Below are 13369 nucleotides of genomic sequence, written 5' to 3'. Positions count from 1 at the left end.
AGAAATACGGCGATTAATCGCGCTCGTACAGGCGGCGCTGCATTTCACATTCAAACAGGAATTCGAGTCCCTCAAGCTGGCGACGCGCTTCGTTCACGTCTTTACCCCAGCAGGTCAGGCCGTGACCACGCAGCAGGAAACCGTAGTTCAGGGGAGTCTGTTCGGCATGCTGTTCAATGCGTTTTGCCAGCGCGTCGATGTCCTGATCGTTATCGAAGATAGCAATCGGCACCGTGTTGAGGTGCGACTGTTGGCCGGTAAGGGTTTTTTGCATTTCATAGCCGCTGATGTTCAGGGCCGGGCCTTTCTCAATCCGCGACAGGACGGTGGCATTCACGGTGTGGACGTGAAGTACGACGTTTGCCTCGGGGAAGAGACGATAAACCAGCGTGTGCAGCCCGGTTTCGGCAGAAGGTTTACGCCCCGATGGCGCCTGATTGGTGGCGATATCTACCTGAAGAAAATCCTCGCTGGTCAGGCTGCCTTTGTCGCGCCCGGATTCACTCAGCCAGCACCACTCGGCATCCTGACGAATAGACATATTGCCGCCGGTTGCCGGGGCCCAGCCTTTAGCGCCGATCCAATGACAGGTGGTGACCAACTGCGCGAGTCTTTCTTGCCACATACAGTATTCCTCAATGCTTTTTAGTTTAACTGTCTAGCCGTCTAAATGGCTGTTTACATGATGCTATCATTGTGTGAACACACGGGCAACACTTGCCGGGTTATAAGATATATCGAGCAAATCAGCGGTTTTTCACCGAGTTTTCTCCTGTGACTGGACGGTTTCGCTCTACAGTCGAAACGTCGCTTTGCATAGACTGCTTTTGTTATGTTATAACGTAACAAATTAACAATAAGACGATGCACGCTATGACGGTCACCCCAATGTTATGCCCTAAAACGCTGCCTGATATTCAGTCACTCAGAAGCCACGAATTCGACACGGCCCTGTCCTGGGTCGGCATGGAACAAATCGATCTTCCGGTGGAGGTGGCTGGCCGCCCGCTGGCGGCGAAAGTCAACGCCGGGATCAATCTTCTCAATTCCCCGGAAGCGGAAAAGGGCATTCATATGTCCCGGATCTATTTGCTGCTGGACGAGCTAACCCAGGGCGAAATTACGCCGGCGGTATTGCGCCATTTATTGGGTGAATTTTTGGTTTCGCACCAGCGCAGCAGCGACCGCGCCAGCGTGGAAATTACCGGCGAAATGCTGCTATCCCGCAAATCTTTAACCTCAAACCACTTTGGCTGGAAGGCTTATCCCATCCGTATTCTGGCGGAGCGTGGGGACGTTTTTACCGTCACGATCCGGGTGGGGATCCCGTATTCGTCCACCTGTCCGGCATCGGCGGCACTGAGCCGCAATCTCGCTCAGCGGCAGTTTCAGCGGGACTTTGCCGGGCGAAGCGACAACATCTCTGTGGAAGAGATGATGGCCTGGCTGGGCGAGAAGGGGATGCCGGGCACGCCCCACAGCCAGAGAAGCTGGGCGTGGGTTAGCTGCCGGCTGAAGCCGGAAGTTGCCACGCTGCCTTTCGAGGAGCTTATCGACCGCGGCGAGGCCGCGCTTGGAACGGCGGTGCAGACGGTGGTTAAGCGCAGCGACGAACAGGCTTTCGCCCTGGCCAACGGACAAAATTTGATGTTTTGCGAAGACGCCGCTCGCCGCCTGAACAAGGCGATGCTGGACGCGCCTTTCAGCGCCGCTTTTACTCTCCGCGTTGAGCATCAGGAAAGCCTCCATGCGCACAATGCGGTGGCTCATATTCACTGGACAGGAAATCACCATGTTGCGTAAAAACCCGTCAGGCCATCTGCCGCAGGTCTCTCCCAAAGCGTATATCGACCCTACGGCGGTCATTTGTGGCCGGGTCATTATTCATGACTATGTGTATGTCGGGCCTTATGCGGTGATCCGCGCCGACGAACTGAACGCCGAAGGAGACATGGACCCTATCGTTATCCATTCCCATTCGAATATTCAGGACGGCGTAGTGATTCACTCTAAAAGTGGCGCCCCGGTGACCATTGGCAGCGGCACGTCGATTGCGCACCGGGCAATTGTCCACGGCCCTTGCCGGGTCGATGAGCGGGTGTTTATCGGTTTCAACAGCGTGTTGTTCAACTGCCACGTACAAACCGGCTGCGTCATTCGCTATAACGCGGTGGTGGATGGCGTCACGCTGCCGAAGCAAACGTATATTCCGTCTACCGAGCGCGTAGGGCCAGACTCTGATTTAACCCAATATTCACGCGTTGACCCTGCGTCTGTTCAGTTTTCTGAAGAGGTGGCCAATACCAACGTCAAGCTGGTGGAAGGTTACCAGCTGCTGCGCAACGAGTTCTGAGTATGTCTCTTTCATCCGCAGAGCCAGAGTTGAGCGTTTCCCTGCGGGCGATTGCCCGTCCGCAGGGCGCAGTCTGGCCGGTGGCGATTAATTTTCACCTGCAAAAAGGCGAGCGCCTCAGCGTGATTGGGCCCAACGGCAGCGGTAAAACGTCGCTGCTGCGGGCGCTGAGCCAGGAGCTAAAGGTTGAAGGGGAGATTACGCTTGCGGGCCGCCCCTTAAATAAGCTCAATCCGCTGCTGCGGGCGAAGCTCGTGGCGGTCATGTCGCAAAACGATCTCCCTGATTTGCGCCTGTCCATCGAAGATTATGTCGCGCTTGGGCGGCTCCCGTTTGCCCGGGATATGCCTGAGCCAGAACACCGCTGCATTGTTTGTGGCGCGATGAAAGAGGTGGGTGTGCTTGGGATGCGGCATAAATCGCTGGCCTGCCTGTCCGGCGGTGAACGGCAGCGGGCGATTCTGGCGCGAACGCTGGCGCAAACTTCACGGCTGCTGCTGCTGGATGAGCCGACCAACCACCTTGATCTGGCGGCGCGGGAAGAACTGCTGACGCTGGTGAAAGCTCGCGGTACCACGGTTATTGCCGTCCTGCACGATCTCAACTTAATCGAAGGGTTTGCCGACAAAGTCCTTATTTTGTCCGCGGGGCAACAGCGGGCTTTTAACGTGCCTGACGCTGCCCTGAGTACCCAAACCCTTCGCCCCGTCTTTGGCCTCGATAGCTTTACCGTGGAGCATCCCGGCCAGCAAGGCAGGCGAGTCCGTTTTTTTGAATCCTCACGCCAACAGTAAACTTTCAGGGATCGCTATGATGTTAAAAATTGCCTCCGGCATGCTGCTTGCCTTTGCTTCCACCGCGGCTTTGGCCTCGGGGTTCCCTGCGACCATTAATAGCTGCGGTAAACCCGTGGTGTTTAACGCGCCGCCTAAGCGTGCGGTAATAAATGACCTGAACATGTCAGAGATGGCTTTCGCCCTCCATTTGCAACCGCAGATTGTGGGCCTGACGGGCATCTCCGGCTGGTACAAAATGACGCCAGAATTTAAGCAGAAAATGGGGACGATCCCTGAGCTTGCGCCCAAATATCCCTCGCTTGAAACGCTGCTGGCCGCCGAACCCGACTTCTTCTTTGCCGGCTGGAATTACGGCATGAAGGTGGGGGGCGATGTAACTCCCCAAAGTCTGGCGAAATACGGCATCAAAACATTTGTGCTCAGCGAAAGCTGCGCGATTTCCGGCGAAAGCAAAACCAAAGCGACCCTGGATCTGCTCTATAACGATGAGCTTACGCTGGGCAAAATATTTGGTAAGGCAGAGGCTGCTCAGAAGCTGGTTGATGGCTGGAAAGCGCGGCTTGCGGCACTCCCTAAAGCGAAGCAGGGCGCGAAGCCGCTGAACGTGTTTGTCTACGACTCCGGCGAGGATAAGCCGTTTACCAGCGGGAAATACGCCATGCCGCAGGCCATTATCGAGGCCGCAGGTGGTAAAAACGCAATGGAAGGGCTGGACACCAGTTGGGGCACAACATCCTGGGAAAGCGTGGCGGCAGCCGAGCCGGATGTCATCATCCTGCTGGATTACCAAAACGGCGGCGGTGCGGATTCGCTACGCCAGTTCCTTGAGCACCATCCGCTGATGAAGCTCACCCCGGCGGTTAAACAGCACCGTTACCTTAAGCTGCAGTACGCTGAGTTAACGCCCGGCCCGGCAAATATTGCTGCGGTAGAGAAGCTCGCGCACGTTCTGTTCGCGGCCCTGTGATGTTTATAGCTTCCCGCTACGGCCGGGCCACGTGCCTGGCCGTGTTTCTGATCGTATTTTTTGCGGCGCTCAGCCTGACCGAAGGCTCGGTCCGGCTGAGTTTGCATCAGGTGGCAAGCGCGCTGCAGCCCACGGCTCAGGACGTTTCACCGATGACTCGCGGCATTGTGCTGGATATTCGGCTGCCAAGAACGCTGCTGGCCCTGATGACCGGGGCGGGGCTTGCCGTGGTCGGCGCTTTGCTACAAACCGCCACGCGCAATGAGCTGGCGGATCCTTTTTTGTTCGGGCTATCTTCCGGCGCTTCTGCCGGGGCTGTGCTGGTTTTTACCCGCTTTGGCGACTTCTTCGGCGCCTGGACGCTGCCGGTGGCGGCCTTTTGTGGCGGGCTGCTTTCTTCCGTTGCGGTGCTGTCCTTGTTCCAACTGAAGCGCGAGCGGGGAGCGGAAACGCTGATTATTTGTGGGCTGGCCATCTCCTTTTTGTTCGGCGCGTTAACCAGCTACCTGATTTTTGCCGGCGATCAGCGCACGGCCAGCTCGGTGTTGTTCTGGTCGCTCGGTGGCCTGGGGCTGGCACGGTGGGACAATCTGGGCTTTGCGCTGGCCGGACTTTTGCTGCTGGCCGCGTTTTGCCTGCTGCGGTGGCGCTCGCTTGACGGGCTGCTGGCGGGCGATCGCACGGCATTTTCGTTGGGTATTAACGTTAACCGCCTGCGCACCGAGATCTTCCTGTGCTGTGCCTTTTCGACCGCTATCTTCGTGGCGCTGACCGGCGTGATTGGCTTTGTCGGGCTGATGGTGCCGCATCTCTGCCGACATTTTTCGGCAATCAGGCACGCTCGGCTTCTGCCGTTGTGCGCATTAGCGGGGGCGAGTTTGCTGTGCGGGGGGGACATCGTCAGCCGGGTGCTGGTCGCGCCGCAGGAGCTGCCCATCGGCATTATTACCGCAGGCATTGGCGGGCTGTTTATTGTGGTGATGGTTGCCCGACGCTAGCGTTCGCTGGGTTTAAACAGATATTCTATGTAATGCATCAACACTGACATTTGCTGCAGGATATTGGCGCTGTCCAGAATCAGCGCTCCCCAGAGCACAATCAGCGCAGCAACCATGCCCGCGGCTGAATAGTAAAACAGTTTCATCACAGCATCATATTGACAGGAATTTGCCTCATTATAGCGAGACATCACGAGCTGTCAGTAAATGACCGGCGTTTTGTTCCGGAAAACAGGGCAGATGCCGCCTGACATCTGCCCTGAAAGATTAACGCGTATAGCGAGGTGCCGGAATGCCCGTGCGAGAAGCACCAAATAAAGCGAGGCGAGCTTTTTCGTAGGCCTCCCAAAGTTGTTCGTCATGCAGTGGGGGCATGGAAATCGTTTCTCCTTTGTCCAGGCCGACCAGGGCCGCATCAACCATATCTTCAGCAGTCATTATTGAGCCTTCTGGTAATGTTTCCATCGGCATGCCGGATAGCGTCCAAATTTCTGTGGCCGTAGCGGCAGGAAGTACGGCCTGGATATGAATGTTGCTCCCTTCAACCTCTTCTTGTAACCCGCGGGTGAAGTTCAGCACATATCCTTTCGTTCCGCTGTAAACGGCACTTCCCGCCCGGGCATGCAGTGACAGAACCGACGCGATATTAATCAGTGTCCCACGATGTAATGTTTGAAATAGTTTTAGCGCCGCTAAGCTAAGTCGGGTTAATGCCGTGATATTTAACGTTATATCGCTCTGGTGCAATTCGGCATCTCCTGAGGTGAAAGGCGCCATATGCGCGGTACCGGCGTTGTTAACCAGCACGCTAATGCGTGGATCCTTGAGCGCTTCTTCTACTGCGGCAATATCCCGATCGTTAACCAGGTCCGCCTTTAGCGTGGTCACGGTGATGCCGTGGCGAGCCTCAAGCTTTGCGGCAAGATCGCGCAGGCGATCTTCGCGCCGGGCAACCAGCAGCAAATCAAAACCTCTGGCGGCAAAACGATCGGCATAAACCGCACCAATACCAGAAGACGCGCCGGTAATCACCGCGACGGAACGAGAATTAGCCATAAAACACCTCATAAGAAATAGAGTAACGTTGATTTGGTTTCATTATGAAACCTTGTCGAAAATGTAGGGGTAAAGGTTTAATTATGCAACCAATTTGCGGGTGGTTTTTTCGTTATGCGCAGGAATGGGTAAAAGGGGAATTGCTAAGCACCTGAATAACAAGTGCTTACTTGTCAGGAGGAATGGCGTGCCCGAGTGACGATTTCGCCCGGCTGCAGCTCGCGGCCGTCTTCGGCCTGCAGGGTCAGCTTGCGGATGGGGCGATGCTGCTGGCTGTCTACCAGTACGCTGCGCGTCTCATCTTTGGCATACAGATTTTCGCAGCCCCACTGGGAAAGGGCGGCCAGCACGGTTTGCAACGCCCGGCCTTTCTCCGTCAGCACGTACTCGCTCCAGGCGCTGCCGTCCGAGGCCGGGCGAAGCTCAAAAATGCCGTTGTCGACGAGCTGTTTGAGGCGAATGGTCAGCATATTTTTGGCGATGCCGAGGTTCTTTTGGAATTCACCGAAGCGAGACATGCCGTTCAGCGCATCGCGCACGATAAGCAGTGACCACCAGTCGCCGATCACGTCCAGCGTGCGGGCAACCGAACAGACGCTGTCTTCAAGGCTTTTACGTTTCATCATTCCTCCTGGTGGGATCTACAGGTTCTATTATAAAACTTTTTTGTCGGGAAACTGAGCGCCAATTTCAGCGGTACCAGGCGGTGAGCGTGCGGCGCAGGCTGGCTATCAGCCGGAGCTTCCATTCCACGGTTGACGTCCGGTACTGCAAAAACAGGCTACCCACAGCCTGGTCACCGGAAAGCGGCAGCGTAAAAAGCTGGGCTTTGTCATTGAGCGTGGCAAACCACGGGGCAGGCACAATAGCCATCAGCGGGGCGTAACGCAATGCGGGCGCAAGCTGGCCATAGTCGCTACAGGTAAACGCCAGCCGACGCCCGAGCCCGGCTCGCGCCTGCTGGCGATCGAGTTCGTTAACGTCCTGCGGCCAGGGGTGGCAGTAGAAGTGCTCAAACTGCGCCAGCTCGTCGAAGGCCAGAGCTTCACGCCCGCTAAGCCTGGCGTACAGCGGCTGGCCGAAAACGGCGATCAGCCGCGTGCGGCCTATGCGGTCATAATGCAGCGCGCTGACGCGCTTTTGGTGATCGCCGACGGCAAGCAGCAAATCTATTTTGCCTTCCAGCAGCTCATCCCGCCAGGCTCGCCGTTCAAAGGTCAGGCACTCGATGATGGCACCGGCCTGATGGCCTTTGCTGGCAAGTTCAGGGGTTAGCAGCACGTTTAGCGCCGGAGGCAGCACAAGGCGAAAGCGGCGCTCTTCTGCGTGCTCTTCACCAAACAGTTCTTCATTGAGCGAAACGAACAGCGGGATTAAGCGCTCTTTAATGCCCAGCGCAAAGGGCGTTGGCACCTGGGCGTTTCCTTCCCGGCGAAAGAGCGGATCGCCCAATGCCTCACGCAGGCGGGCGAGGGCATGGCTAACTGCAGACGGGCTAAGCGCAAGCTTCTGAGCCGTTCGGCTGGTTGAGCCGGTGGTGAGCATCACGTACAGCACTTTCAGCAGATTCATGTCTAATTGCAGGATGTTCACGATATCGGCTCTCAATTGCATCACACTAAATTGCCCGGCATTATACTGCGCCTCCTGACAAAAAGGAGCTCTCCATGAATCGCTATAGCCTGTTGTTTACCTGCCTGATTTCGACCCTGTCCGCCAGCAGCTTTGCTGCGTTAAATCCGACTCAGCCACTCTCAGCCGCACCGCCATACTCGCTGTTTGAAGGGTGGGCAAAACCGGTTAAGCCGTTTCGCATGGCGGAAAACGTGTGGTATGTCGGAACCGAAAATCTCTCGTCCATTCTAATTACCACGCCTGAGGGACACATCCTGGTGGACGGCGCGTTAGAGGCCAGCGCGGAGGGCATCAAGAGTAATATTGCCGCGCTTGGTTTTGATATTCGTGATGTGCGCTTCATTCTCAATAGCCATGCTCGTCTGGATCAGGCGGGTGGCATCGCCCGGCTCAAACAGTGGAGCGGGGCAAAGCTTATTGCCAGCAAGGCAAATGCAGAGCAAATGGCGCGAGGGGGAAGGGACGATTTCGCACTGGGTGACGCGTTGCCTTTCCCACCGGTTACCGCGGACAAGATTATTCATGACCGCGACACGCTGACGTTGGGCGGCATTACCGTGACCGCGTTGCTGACGCCGGGGCACTTGCCGGGAAGCACTTCGTGGCTGTTTACGCTACCGGGCGGTAGCAAGCTTATCTACGCCGACAGCCTTGCCACACCGGACTATCATTTGATCGGGAATAAAAATTACCCGACGCTGGTGAACGATATTCGCCATAGCTTTGTCACCCTCGCCGCGCAAAAGGTCGACATTTTTGTGGCGAATAAAGGGGAGCGTTTCAGCCTGGCAGCTAAACAGGCCCGCCTTGCCGCCGGAGATAGCAAGGCGTTTATCGACAGGGACGGGTTACAACGCTACGTGGATCTCTCCCGGCAGCGCTTTGAAGCGCAGCTGAAACAACAAACGGAATAATAGGGCTTTTTGCGATCTGCCGGGCAGGCCGGCTGTCATTTTTCTGTCACAATATATTCTTCACATTTTATTAATCACTCCTGAGGAATAAGTCATGAAGAAAAAAATGGTTGCCTCATTGCTTGCCGCCGCCTGTATTGCCCCAGGCCTGGCGCAAGCGGACACCGTGCCTGACGGCTATCAGCTGCAACAGGTATTGCTGATGAGCCGTCATAACCTGCGTGCACCGCTGGCCAACAACGGCAGCGTGCTTGAGCAGTCTACGGCTCAGGCGTGGCCGGAATGGGACGTGCCCGGCGGGCAGCTCACCACTAAAGGCGGCGTGCTGGAAGTGTATATGGGGCACTACATGCGTGAATGGCTGGCGAGCCAGAACCTGGTGACCAGCGGTGAATGCCCGGCGCCGGAAAGCGTTTATGCTTATGCCAACAGCCTCCAGCGTACCGTGGCCACCGCACAATTCTTCATTACCGGCGCCTTCCCAGGCTGCGACGTGCCGGTACATCATCAGGAAAAAATGGGCACCATGGACCCGGTGTTCAACCCGGTTATCACCAACACCTCGCCTGAGTTTAAAGAGAAAGCCGTGCAGGCGATGGAAAAGCAGCGCACTGAATATAAGCTTGCCGACAGCTACAAACTGCTGGAGCAAATCGTCGGCTATAAAAACTCGCCAACCTGTAAAGAAAAACAGCAGTGTGACCTGGCTGACCCGAAAGATGCTTTTAGCGCGAATGCGACTCAGGAACCCGGCGTCAGCGGGCCATTGAAAGTGGGCAATGCTCTGGTTGATGCTTTCACGCTGCAATACTACGAAGGCTTCCCGATGGACCAGGTGGCGTGGGGCAAAATCAAAACGGCGGAGCAGTGGCGTGTGCTTTCGCAGCTCAAAAACGGCTACCAGGATACGCTGTTCACCTCGGCGGACGTCGCGCGTAACGTAGCGGCACCGCTGGTGAAATACATTCAGAACGCGTTAACGTCGAAAGAGGCCGTCTCCGGCCCGAAAGTAACATTGATGGTGGGCCACGACTCTAACATCGCTTCGCTGCTGACCGCGCTGCAGTTCAAGCCTTATCAATTGCCGGGGCAGTATGAGCGTACGCCTATTGGCGGTAACATTCTGTTCCAGCGCTGGCACGATAAGAGCAATAACCGCGATCTGCTGAAGGTGGAATACGTTTACCAGAGCGCCGAACAGCTGCGTAATGGCGATGTATTAACCCTGAAGAACCCGCCACAACGCGTCACGCTGCAGCTGGAAGGCTGCCCGACGGACGCCAACGGCTACTGCTCGTGGGATAAGTTTAGCGAAGTGCTGACTCAGGCCGTGAAGTAAGAAGATGCTGCCCCCGGAAGGGGGCAGCGGAGAGGTTAAACGTTTTTGCGCTCTATGGTTTGTTCGCCCCAGAAAAGCGAGTCCTTATCCGTTTTGGCAAAGGCAAGCGGCAGGACTTCATCGCTCCCTTCTTCCCAAATCTTTTCAGCCAGCTTTTCATCGTACTTTGCCAGTTCAAAAATGGCTTCAGCAATTTCTGGTGAGGTGTTGCGTAGGCGAGCCCATTCCCCAACGTGATGGGCTTTTGCTTGCGTCGTTGTCATTAATCCTCCCGTTAACCTTTGAGTTTTACCGCCAGACCTGCGACGTGTTTTCCCTGGTAGCGGGCTATCGCCAGCTCTTCCTGGCTTGGCTGGCGTGAACCGTCGCCGCCGGCAATGGTTGTGGCCCCGTAAGGCGTACCGCCGCGCACCTGCGAGACATCAAACAGTTCCTGCGCCGCGTAGCCGATAGGCACAATCACCATCCCATGGTGGGCGAGCGTTGTCCAGGTGGAGGTGATGGTCTGCTCCTGGCCGCCGCCGGTGCCGGTTGAGCTGAACACGCTGCCCAGTTTTCCGTAGAGCGCGCCGGAAGCCCACAGCCCGCCCGTCTGATCGAGGAAGGTGCGCATCTGGCCCGCCATATTGCCAAAGCGGGTAGGGGTCCCGAAGATAATGGCGTCGTAATCGGCCAGCTCCTGCGGCGTGGCGACCGGCGCGGTGTGGGTTTTGCCGCCGGCTTTAGCAAAGGCTTCCGGGGCCATGGTTTCGGGCACGCGCTTTATTGTCACTTCCGCACCATCGACCTTTTGTGCACCTTCTGCCACGGCCTTAGCCATGGTTTCGATGTGTCCATACATTGAATAATAAAGCACCAGTACTTTAGCCATCTTGCTTCACTCCTCAATTGAACTGCAGTTTTGCTGCACTCCTTTAAAGATATGACCTGTGGCGCAGAGTGCAAACCTGAGTGTTCTTTCCTTGATACATCACAAGCGCAGGCGGAATTTTCACCCTGTAGCATTAGCTAACATTTTTCTGGGTGTTTTTTTGACCAGTCATAAGAGGGTGTTATGACCTCAGGTTTGAAGGATAAAACCATAAGCTCCCCGGCATGTTTCTGGATGTTTCTGAATAGAGGTTTAATCACGTCGGTACACTAAGCTTATTCCCACGCGGTAACGTTGACGGCAAGCTCGTCTGGCCGCGCAATAAAAGACTTCTCTTTTATTGAATGCAAGATGATGTCCTAAATCCGGAGGTTAGAAATGGCAAACCATCGTGGTGGTGCAGGTAATTTCGCTGAAGACCGTGAAAGAGCATCAGAAGCAGGCCGTAAAGGTGGCCAGCACAGCGGCGGTAACTTTAAAAACGATCCGCAGCGCGCCTCAGAAGCTGGTCAAAAAGGGGGTAAAAACAGCCACGGCAGCAAGAATAAATAGCCGTGACTTCGTGAAGCGTACAGCGAATTAACGCTTGCGCCGAAATACCCCCAGCCGCCGGTTAGCCGGCGGTTTTTTATTGGGTAAAAAAAGCTGAGCTAATATTTATAATTTTTTATTATTTTATAATTAATTCAATTTATTAGTTGATTAGATAATTTACTTGCCACCTGAGTATGTTTACACTTGCCGCTAATTAACAATGGAAACTATAAGGGATTGTATAAGTGGCGATACCAGGCAATATGTGGCTAAAAGATGATGGTGGTGCTCTCATTAAAGGTTCAGTTGATGTTGAAAATCGAGATTACTCCATAGAGATTACGTCTTTCAGCCATAACCTATACATTCCAACCGATGGCGCTACAGGCAAACTGACGGGAACGCGTGTTCACGGCGCATTAGTTTTTGAAAAGGAATTTGATAGTTCATCACCGTACTTGTTCAAGGCCGTTGCCACAGGCCAGACGCTGCGATCCGCTGAATTCAAATGGTACAGAGTTAATCATGCAGGGCAGGAGGTGGAGTATTACAACATGCTGCTTGAAGGTGTGAAGATCGTCTCTGTTACCCCGATGATGCATGATACCAAAACGGTAATAAATGTAGGTCATCTTGAGCAGGTTCAACTACGCTACGACAAAATTACATGGCATTACCTTGACGGAAACATAAAATACTCTGACGCATGGAATGAGCGTGTAACCGGATAGGTGATAAACTAATGGATACAGTTGAAGAACTCAACGGAACGTATTTTTATAGGGGCTATTCTAACCTATCTGCTGGTGAATTATTGTTCTGGATCTTTCTTGATGAAGCAAGTGAACAGTTTGGCGTGCAAGATTTTCTGACTGTTGGTCTGGTTTTATTAGGCCAGCCAGAGATAACAACGAGAGGTAAGCCTATTGGCGCGACTCTTGGAACATCTATTCTTAGTTCACAGCTACGCCATTATCTGAATATTGAAACCAGACGCTTACCCACTTTAACCACTGGCAGTATTAAAAGATTAAAGTTTGCCTATGTGACAAATTTGGGCGCATTCGTAGGGCGGTGGATCCCTATTCTTGGGATCTTTATTATCGCCTCTGATGTTTCAACCATTGCCTATAAAGCAACCACGAAATATAACACCATAGCAAGGGGAAAGGACAAGTTATGGTGACCGATAGTGATGTGATCGCCTGGTACAATGAGCGTTTTAATAAACCGGGATTATTTTCCGGTAAACGCTGGCCTGTCACGATCGAGACGAGCTTAAGCACTGGCGATCGTGTTTGGGCGAGTGAAACGGGAGAGGATATTATGAAAGCGTATTTTGAGCGATTTAATGTTGACCCTGCCGGTTTCGACTTTTATAAGTACTGGCCCGCTGAAACCTTCTTTTTATTCGCGCTGTGTACCTGTGGAGGTGATGATGAGGAACCCAAACCCTTAACACTTCGTATGCTGGCAGAATCAGCAAGAGCGGGTGTTTGGTTGTATAACTGACAATGGATATATTTCTGATGACGGAAAACAGAGATTTTGAAGCGGAAGTTATTGGGTACATAATGAAACATTACCCGATAAGAGTACGCTGGTTCAGACCGGAAGTTAAACAAGTCACTAAAGAATGGACGCTGTTGGATGACTTTGAATTTGTGCCGGAAGATGCGTGTGATTTTTTATCCGATCTGTTTGAACATTTCAGCATTGAACATTCAAATTTTGATGTCAGTAATTACCTGGAGCGGGAATATCCATTCTGGCAAAAAATACCCTCGCCGGAACCAGAGGTAAAACCATTGACGGTGCAAATGATTATTGAATCAGCCCGGGCAGGAAAATGGCTATTCGACTAAGCAAAGCCGCCTTTAAAGGCGGTTTTCTATTTTCCCATTG

19 protein-coding genes are annotated in these 13369 nt (G+C 54.1%); 12 read left to right on the top strand and 7 right to left on the bottom strand.

Annotation, left to right across the window (positions count from 1 at the left end):
* Positions 1-13: 13 nt before the first annotated feature.
* On the bottom strand, positions 14-625 hold the full coding sequence (locus tag VGM55_RS17990; RefSeq protein WP_154184918.1) for a methylthioribulose 1-phosphate dehydratase: 612 nt from the start codon (positions 623-625) through the stop codon (positions 14-16).
* Between the two features lie 248 nt (positions 626-873).
* On the opposite strand from VGM55_RS17990, the gene folE2 reads away from it, so the two are divergent.
* The 5 genes from folE2 to VGM55_RS17965 are packed head-to-tail and all read left to right on the top strand — an operon-like array spanning position 874 to position 5115.
* Positions 874-1803 (top strand): GTP cyclohydrolase FolE2, encoded by a 930-nt coding sequence (folE2, locus tag VGM55_RS17985; protein ID WP_414648292.1) that lies wholly within the window; start codon positions 874-876, stop codon positions 1801-1803.
* Complete coding sequence (locus tag VGM55_RS17980) at positions 1793-2353, top strand: carbonate dehydratase (protein WP_039301689.1); 561 nt, start codon at positions 1793-1795, stop codon at positions 2351-2353. Before folE2 ends, VGM55_RS17980 begins: the two co-directional genes overlap by 11 nt.
* A 2-nt stretch (positions 2354-2355) precedes the next feature.
* Complete coding sequence (locus VGM55_RS17975; RefSeq protein WP_154184916.1) at positions 2356-3147, top strand: ABC transporter ATP-binding protein; 792 nt, start codon at positions 2356-2358, stop codon at positions 3145-3147.
* Positions 3148-3166: 19 nt separating this feature from the next.
* Positions 3167-4117 (top strand): ABC transporter substrate-binding protein, encoded by a 951-nt coding sequence (locus VGM55_RS17970; protein ID WP_331636214.1) that lies wholly within the window; start codon positions 3167-3169, stop codon positions 4115-4117.
* Positions 4117-5115 (top strand): iron ABC transporter permease, encoded by a 999-nt coding sequence (locus VGM55_RS17965; protein WP_331636194.1) that lies wholly within the window; start codon positions 4117-4119, stop codon positions 5113-5115. Before VGM55_RS17970 ends, VGM55_RS17965 begins: the two co-directional genes overlap by 1 nt.
* Here the strand turns inward: VGM55_RS17965 and VGM55_RS17960 are convergent.
* From VGM55_RS17960 to VGM55_RS17945, 4 genes are all read right to left on the bottom strand, one after another.
* The gene (locus VGM55_RS17960; RefSeq protein ID WP_154184914.1) at positions 5112-5261 is read right to left on the bottom strand and encodes a hypothetical protein; all 150 of its coding nucleotides are present in this window, start codon (positions 5259-5261) and stop codon (positions 5112-5114) included. The genes VGM55_RS17965 and VGM55_RS17960 overlap by 4 nt on opposite strands.
* Before the next feature lie 121 nt (positions 5262-5382).
* A complete protein-coding gene (locus VGM55_RS17955) occupies positions 5383-6171 on the bottom strand; it encodes an SDR family NAD(P)-dependent oxidoreductase (RefSeq protein WP_154184913.1) in 789 nt (262 codons plus the stop codon).
* A gap of 173 nt (positions 6172-6344) precedes the next feature.
* The gene (locus VGM55_RS17950) at positions 6345-6794 is read right to left on the bottom strand and encodes a helix-turn-helix domain-containing protein (RefSeq protein WP_331636213.1); all 450 of its coding nucleotides are present in this window, start codon (positions 6792-6794) and stop codon (positions 6345-6347) included.
* Positions 6795-6861: 67 nt separating this feature from the next.
* A complete protein-coding gene (locus VGM55_RS17945; RefSeq protein WP_331636212.1) occupies positions 6862-7764 on the bottom strand; it encodes a LysR family transcriptional regulator in 903 nt (300 codons plus the stop codon).
* 74 nt (positions 7765-7838) lie between these two features.
* Here VGM55_RS17945 and VGM55_RS17940 point away from each other — a divergent pair, with 74 nt between their 5' ends.
* A complete protein-coding gene (locus tag VGM55_RS17940) occupies positions 7839-8720 on the top strand; it encodes an HARLDQ motif MBL-fold protein (RefSeq protein ID WP_154184912.1) in 882 nt (293 codons plus the stop codon).
* A gap of 94 nt (positions 8721-8814) precedes the next feature.
* Positions 8815-10059, top strand: coding sequence for a bifunctional glucose-1-phosphatase/inositol phosphatase (agp, locus tag VGM55_RS17935; protein WP_331636193.1), 1245 nt, complete (start codon positions 8815-8817; stop codon positions 10057-10059).
* Between the two features lie 35 nt (positions 10060-10094).
* Here agp and VGM55_RS17930 read toward each other — a convergent pair whose 3' ends face one another.
* Positions 10095-10322: a YccJ family protein gene (locus tag VGM55_RS17930; RefSeq protein WP_154184910.1), complete on the bottom strand. Its 228-nt coding sequence runs from the start codon at positions 10320-10322 to the stop codon at positions 10095-10097.
* 11 nt (positions 10323-10333) lie between these two features.
* Positions 10334-10930, bottom strand: a complete 597-nt coding sequence (gene wrbA / locus VGM55_RS17925) for an NAD(P)H:quinone oxidoreductase (protein ID WP_331636192.1) — start codon at positions 10928-10930, stop codon at positions 10334-10336.
* A gap of 378 nt (positions 10931-11308) precedes the next feature.
* Between wrbA and VGM55_RS17920 the strand changes: the two genes are divergently transcribed.
* From VGM55_RS17920 to VGM55_RS17900, 5 genes are all read left to right on the top strand, one after another.
* On the top strand, positions 11309-11482 hold the full coding sequence (locus VGM55_RS17920; protein WP_061277739.1) for a general stress protein: 174 nt from the start codon (positions 11309-11311) through the stop codon (positions 11480-11482).
* A gap of 227 nt (positions 11483-11709) precedes the next feature.
* Positions 11710-12195 carry an Hcp family type VI secretion system effector gene (locus tag VGM55_RS17915; RefSeq protein ID WP_331636191.1) on the top strand — a complete coding sequence of 162 codons (486 nt, stop codon included), beginning with the start codon at positions 11710-11712 and terminating at the stop codon, positions 12193-12195.
* A gap of 11 nt (positions 12196-12206) precedes the next feature.
* Complete coding sequence (locus VGM55_RS17910; protein ID WP_331636190.1) at positions 12207-12650, top strand: STM2901 family protein; 444 nt, start codon at positions 12207-12209, stop codon at positions 12648-12650.
* Positions 12644-12976: a DUF1493 family protein gene (locus tag VGM55_RS17905; RefSeq protein ID WP_331636189.1), complete on the top strand. Its 333-nt coding sequence runs from the start codon at positions 12644-12646 to the stop codon at positions 12974-12976. The genes VGM55_RS17910 and VGM55_RS17905 overlap by 7 nt, the downstream gene beginning before the upstream one ends.
* A 17-nt stretch (positions 12977-12993) precedes the next feature.
* Entirely contained in the window at positions 12994-13329 is a 336-nt protein-coding gene (locus VGM55_RS17900) for a DUF1493 family protein (protein ID WP_331636188.1), read from the top strand.
* Positions 13330-13369 lie beyond the last annotated feature (40 nt).

Origin of the sequence: Cedecea sp. (assembly GCF_036500665.1) — a bacterium.
GTDB lineage: Bacteria > Pseudomonadota > Gammaproteobacteria > Enterobacterales > Enterobacteriaceae > Cedecea.
The sequence above is the reverse complement of the archived record's forward strand: the minus strand, read 5'-3'. Positions and strand labels throughout refer to the sequence as shown.

What these genes read in the sequence shown, in the direction of transcription:
- VGM55_RS17990 (WP_154184918.1), bottom strand. Translation starts at nt 625, where the DNA reads ATGTGGCAAGAAAGACTCGCGCAGTTGGTCACCACCTGTCATTGGATC.
- folE2 (WP_414648292.1), top strand. Translation starts at nt 874, where the DNA reads ATGACGGTCACCCCAATGTTATGCCCTAAAACGCTGCCTGATATTCAG.
- VGM55_RS17980 (WP_039301689.1), top strand. Translation starts at nt 1,793, where the DNA reads ATGTTGCGTAAAAACCCGTCAGGCCATCTGCCGCAGGTCTCTCCCAAA.
- VGM55_RS17975 (WP_154184916.1), top strand. Translation starts at nt 2,356, where the DNA reads ATGTCTCTTTCATCCGCAGAGCCAGAGTTGAGCGTTTCCCTGCGGGCG.
- VGM55_RS17970 (WP_331636214.1), top strand. Translation starts at nt 3,167, where the DNA reads ATGTTAAAAATTGCCTCCGGCATGCTGCTTGCCTTTGCTTCCACCGCG.
- VGM55_RS17965 (WP_331636194.1), top strand. Translation starts at nt 4,117, where the DNA reads ATGTTTATAGCTTCCCGCTACGGCCGGGCCACGTGCCTGGCCGTGTTT.
- VGM55_RS17960 (WP_154184914.1), bottom strand. Translation starts at nt 5,261, where the DNA reads ATGAAACTGTTTTACTATTCAGCCGCGGGCATGGTTGCTGCGCTGATT.
- VGM55_RS17955 (WP_154184913.1), bottom strand. Translation starts at nt 6,171, where the DNA reads ATGGCTAATTCTCGTTCCGTCGCGGTGATTACCGGCGCGTCTTCTGGT.
- VGM55_RS17950 (WP_331636213.1), bottom strand. Translation starts at nt 6,794, where the DNA reads ATGAAACGTAAAAGCCTTGAAGACAGCGTCTGTTCGGTTGCCCGCACG.
- VGM55_RS17940 (WP_154184912.1), top strand. Translation starts at nt 7,839, where the DNA reads ATGAATCGCTATAGCCTGTTGTTTACCTGCCTGATTTCGACCCTGTCC.
- agp (WP_331636193.1), top strand. Translation starts at nt 8,815, where the DNA reads ATGAAGAAAAAAATGGTTGCCTCATTGCTTGCCGCCGCCTGTATTGCC.
- VGM55_RS17930 (WP_154184910.1), bottom strand. Translation starts at nt 10,322, where the DNA reads ATGACAACGACGCAAGCAAAAGCCCATCACGTTGGGGAATGGGCTCGC.
- wrbA (WP_331636192.1), bottom strand. Translation starts at nt 10,930, where the DNA reads ATGGCTAAAGTACTGGTGCTTTATTATTCAATGTATGGACACATCGAA.
- VGM55_RS17920 (WP_061277739.1), top strand. Translation starts at nt 11,309, where the DNA reads ATGGCAAACCATCGTGGTGGTGCAGGTAATTTCGCTGAAGACCGTGAA.
- VGM55_RS17910 (WP_331636190.1), top strand. Translation starts at nt 12,207, where the DNA reads ATGGATACAGTTGAAGAACTCAACGGAACGTATTTTTATAGGGGCTAT.
- VGM55_RS17905 (WP_331636189.1), top strand. Translation starts at nt 12,644, where the DNA reads ATGGTGACCGATAGTGATGTGATCGCCTGGTACAATGAGCGTTTTAAT.
- VGM55_RS17900 (WP_331636188.1), top strand. Translation starts at nt 12,994, where the DNA reads ATGACGGAAAACAGAGATTTTGAAGCGGAAGTTATTGGGTACATAATG.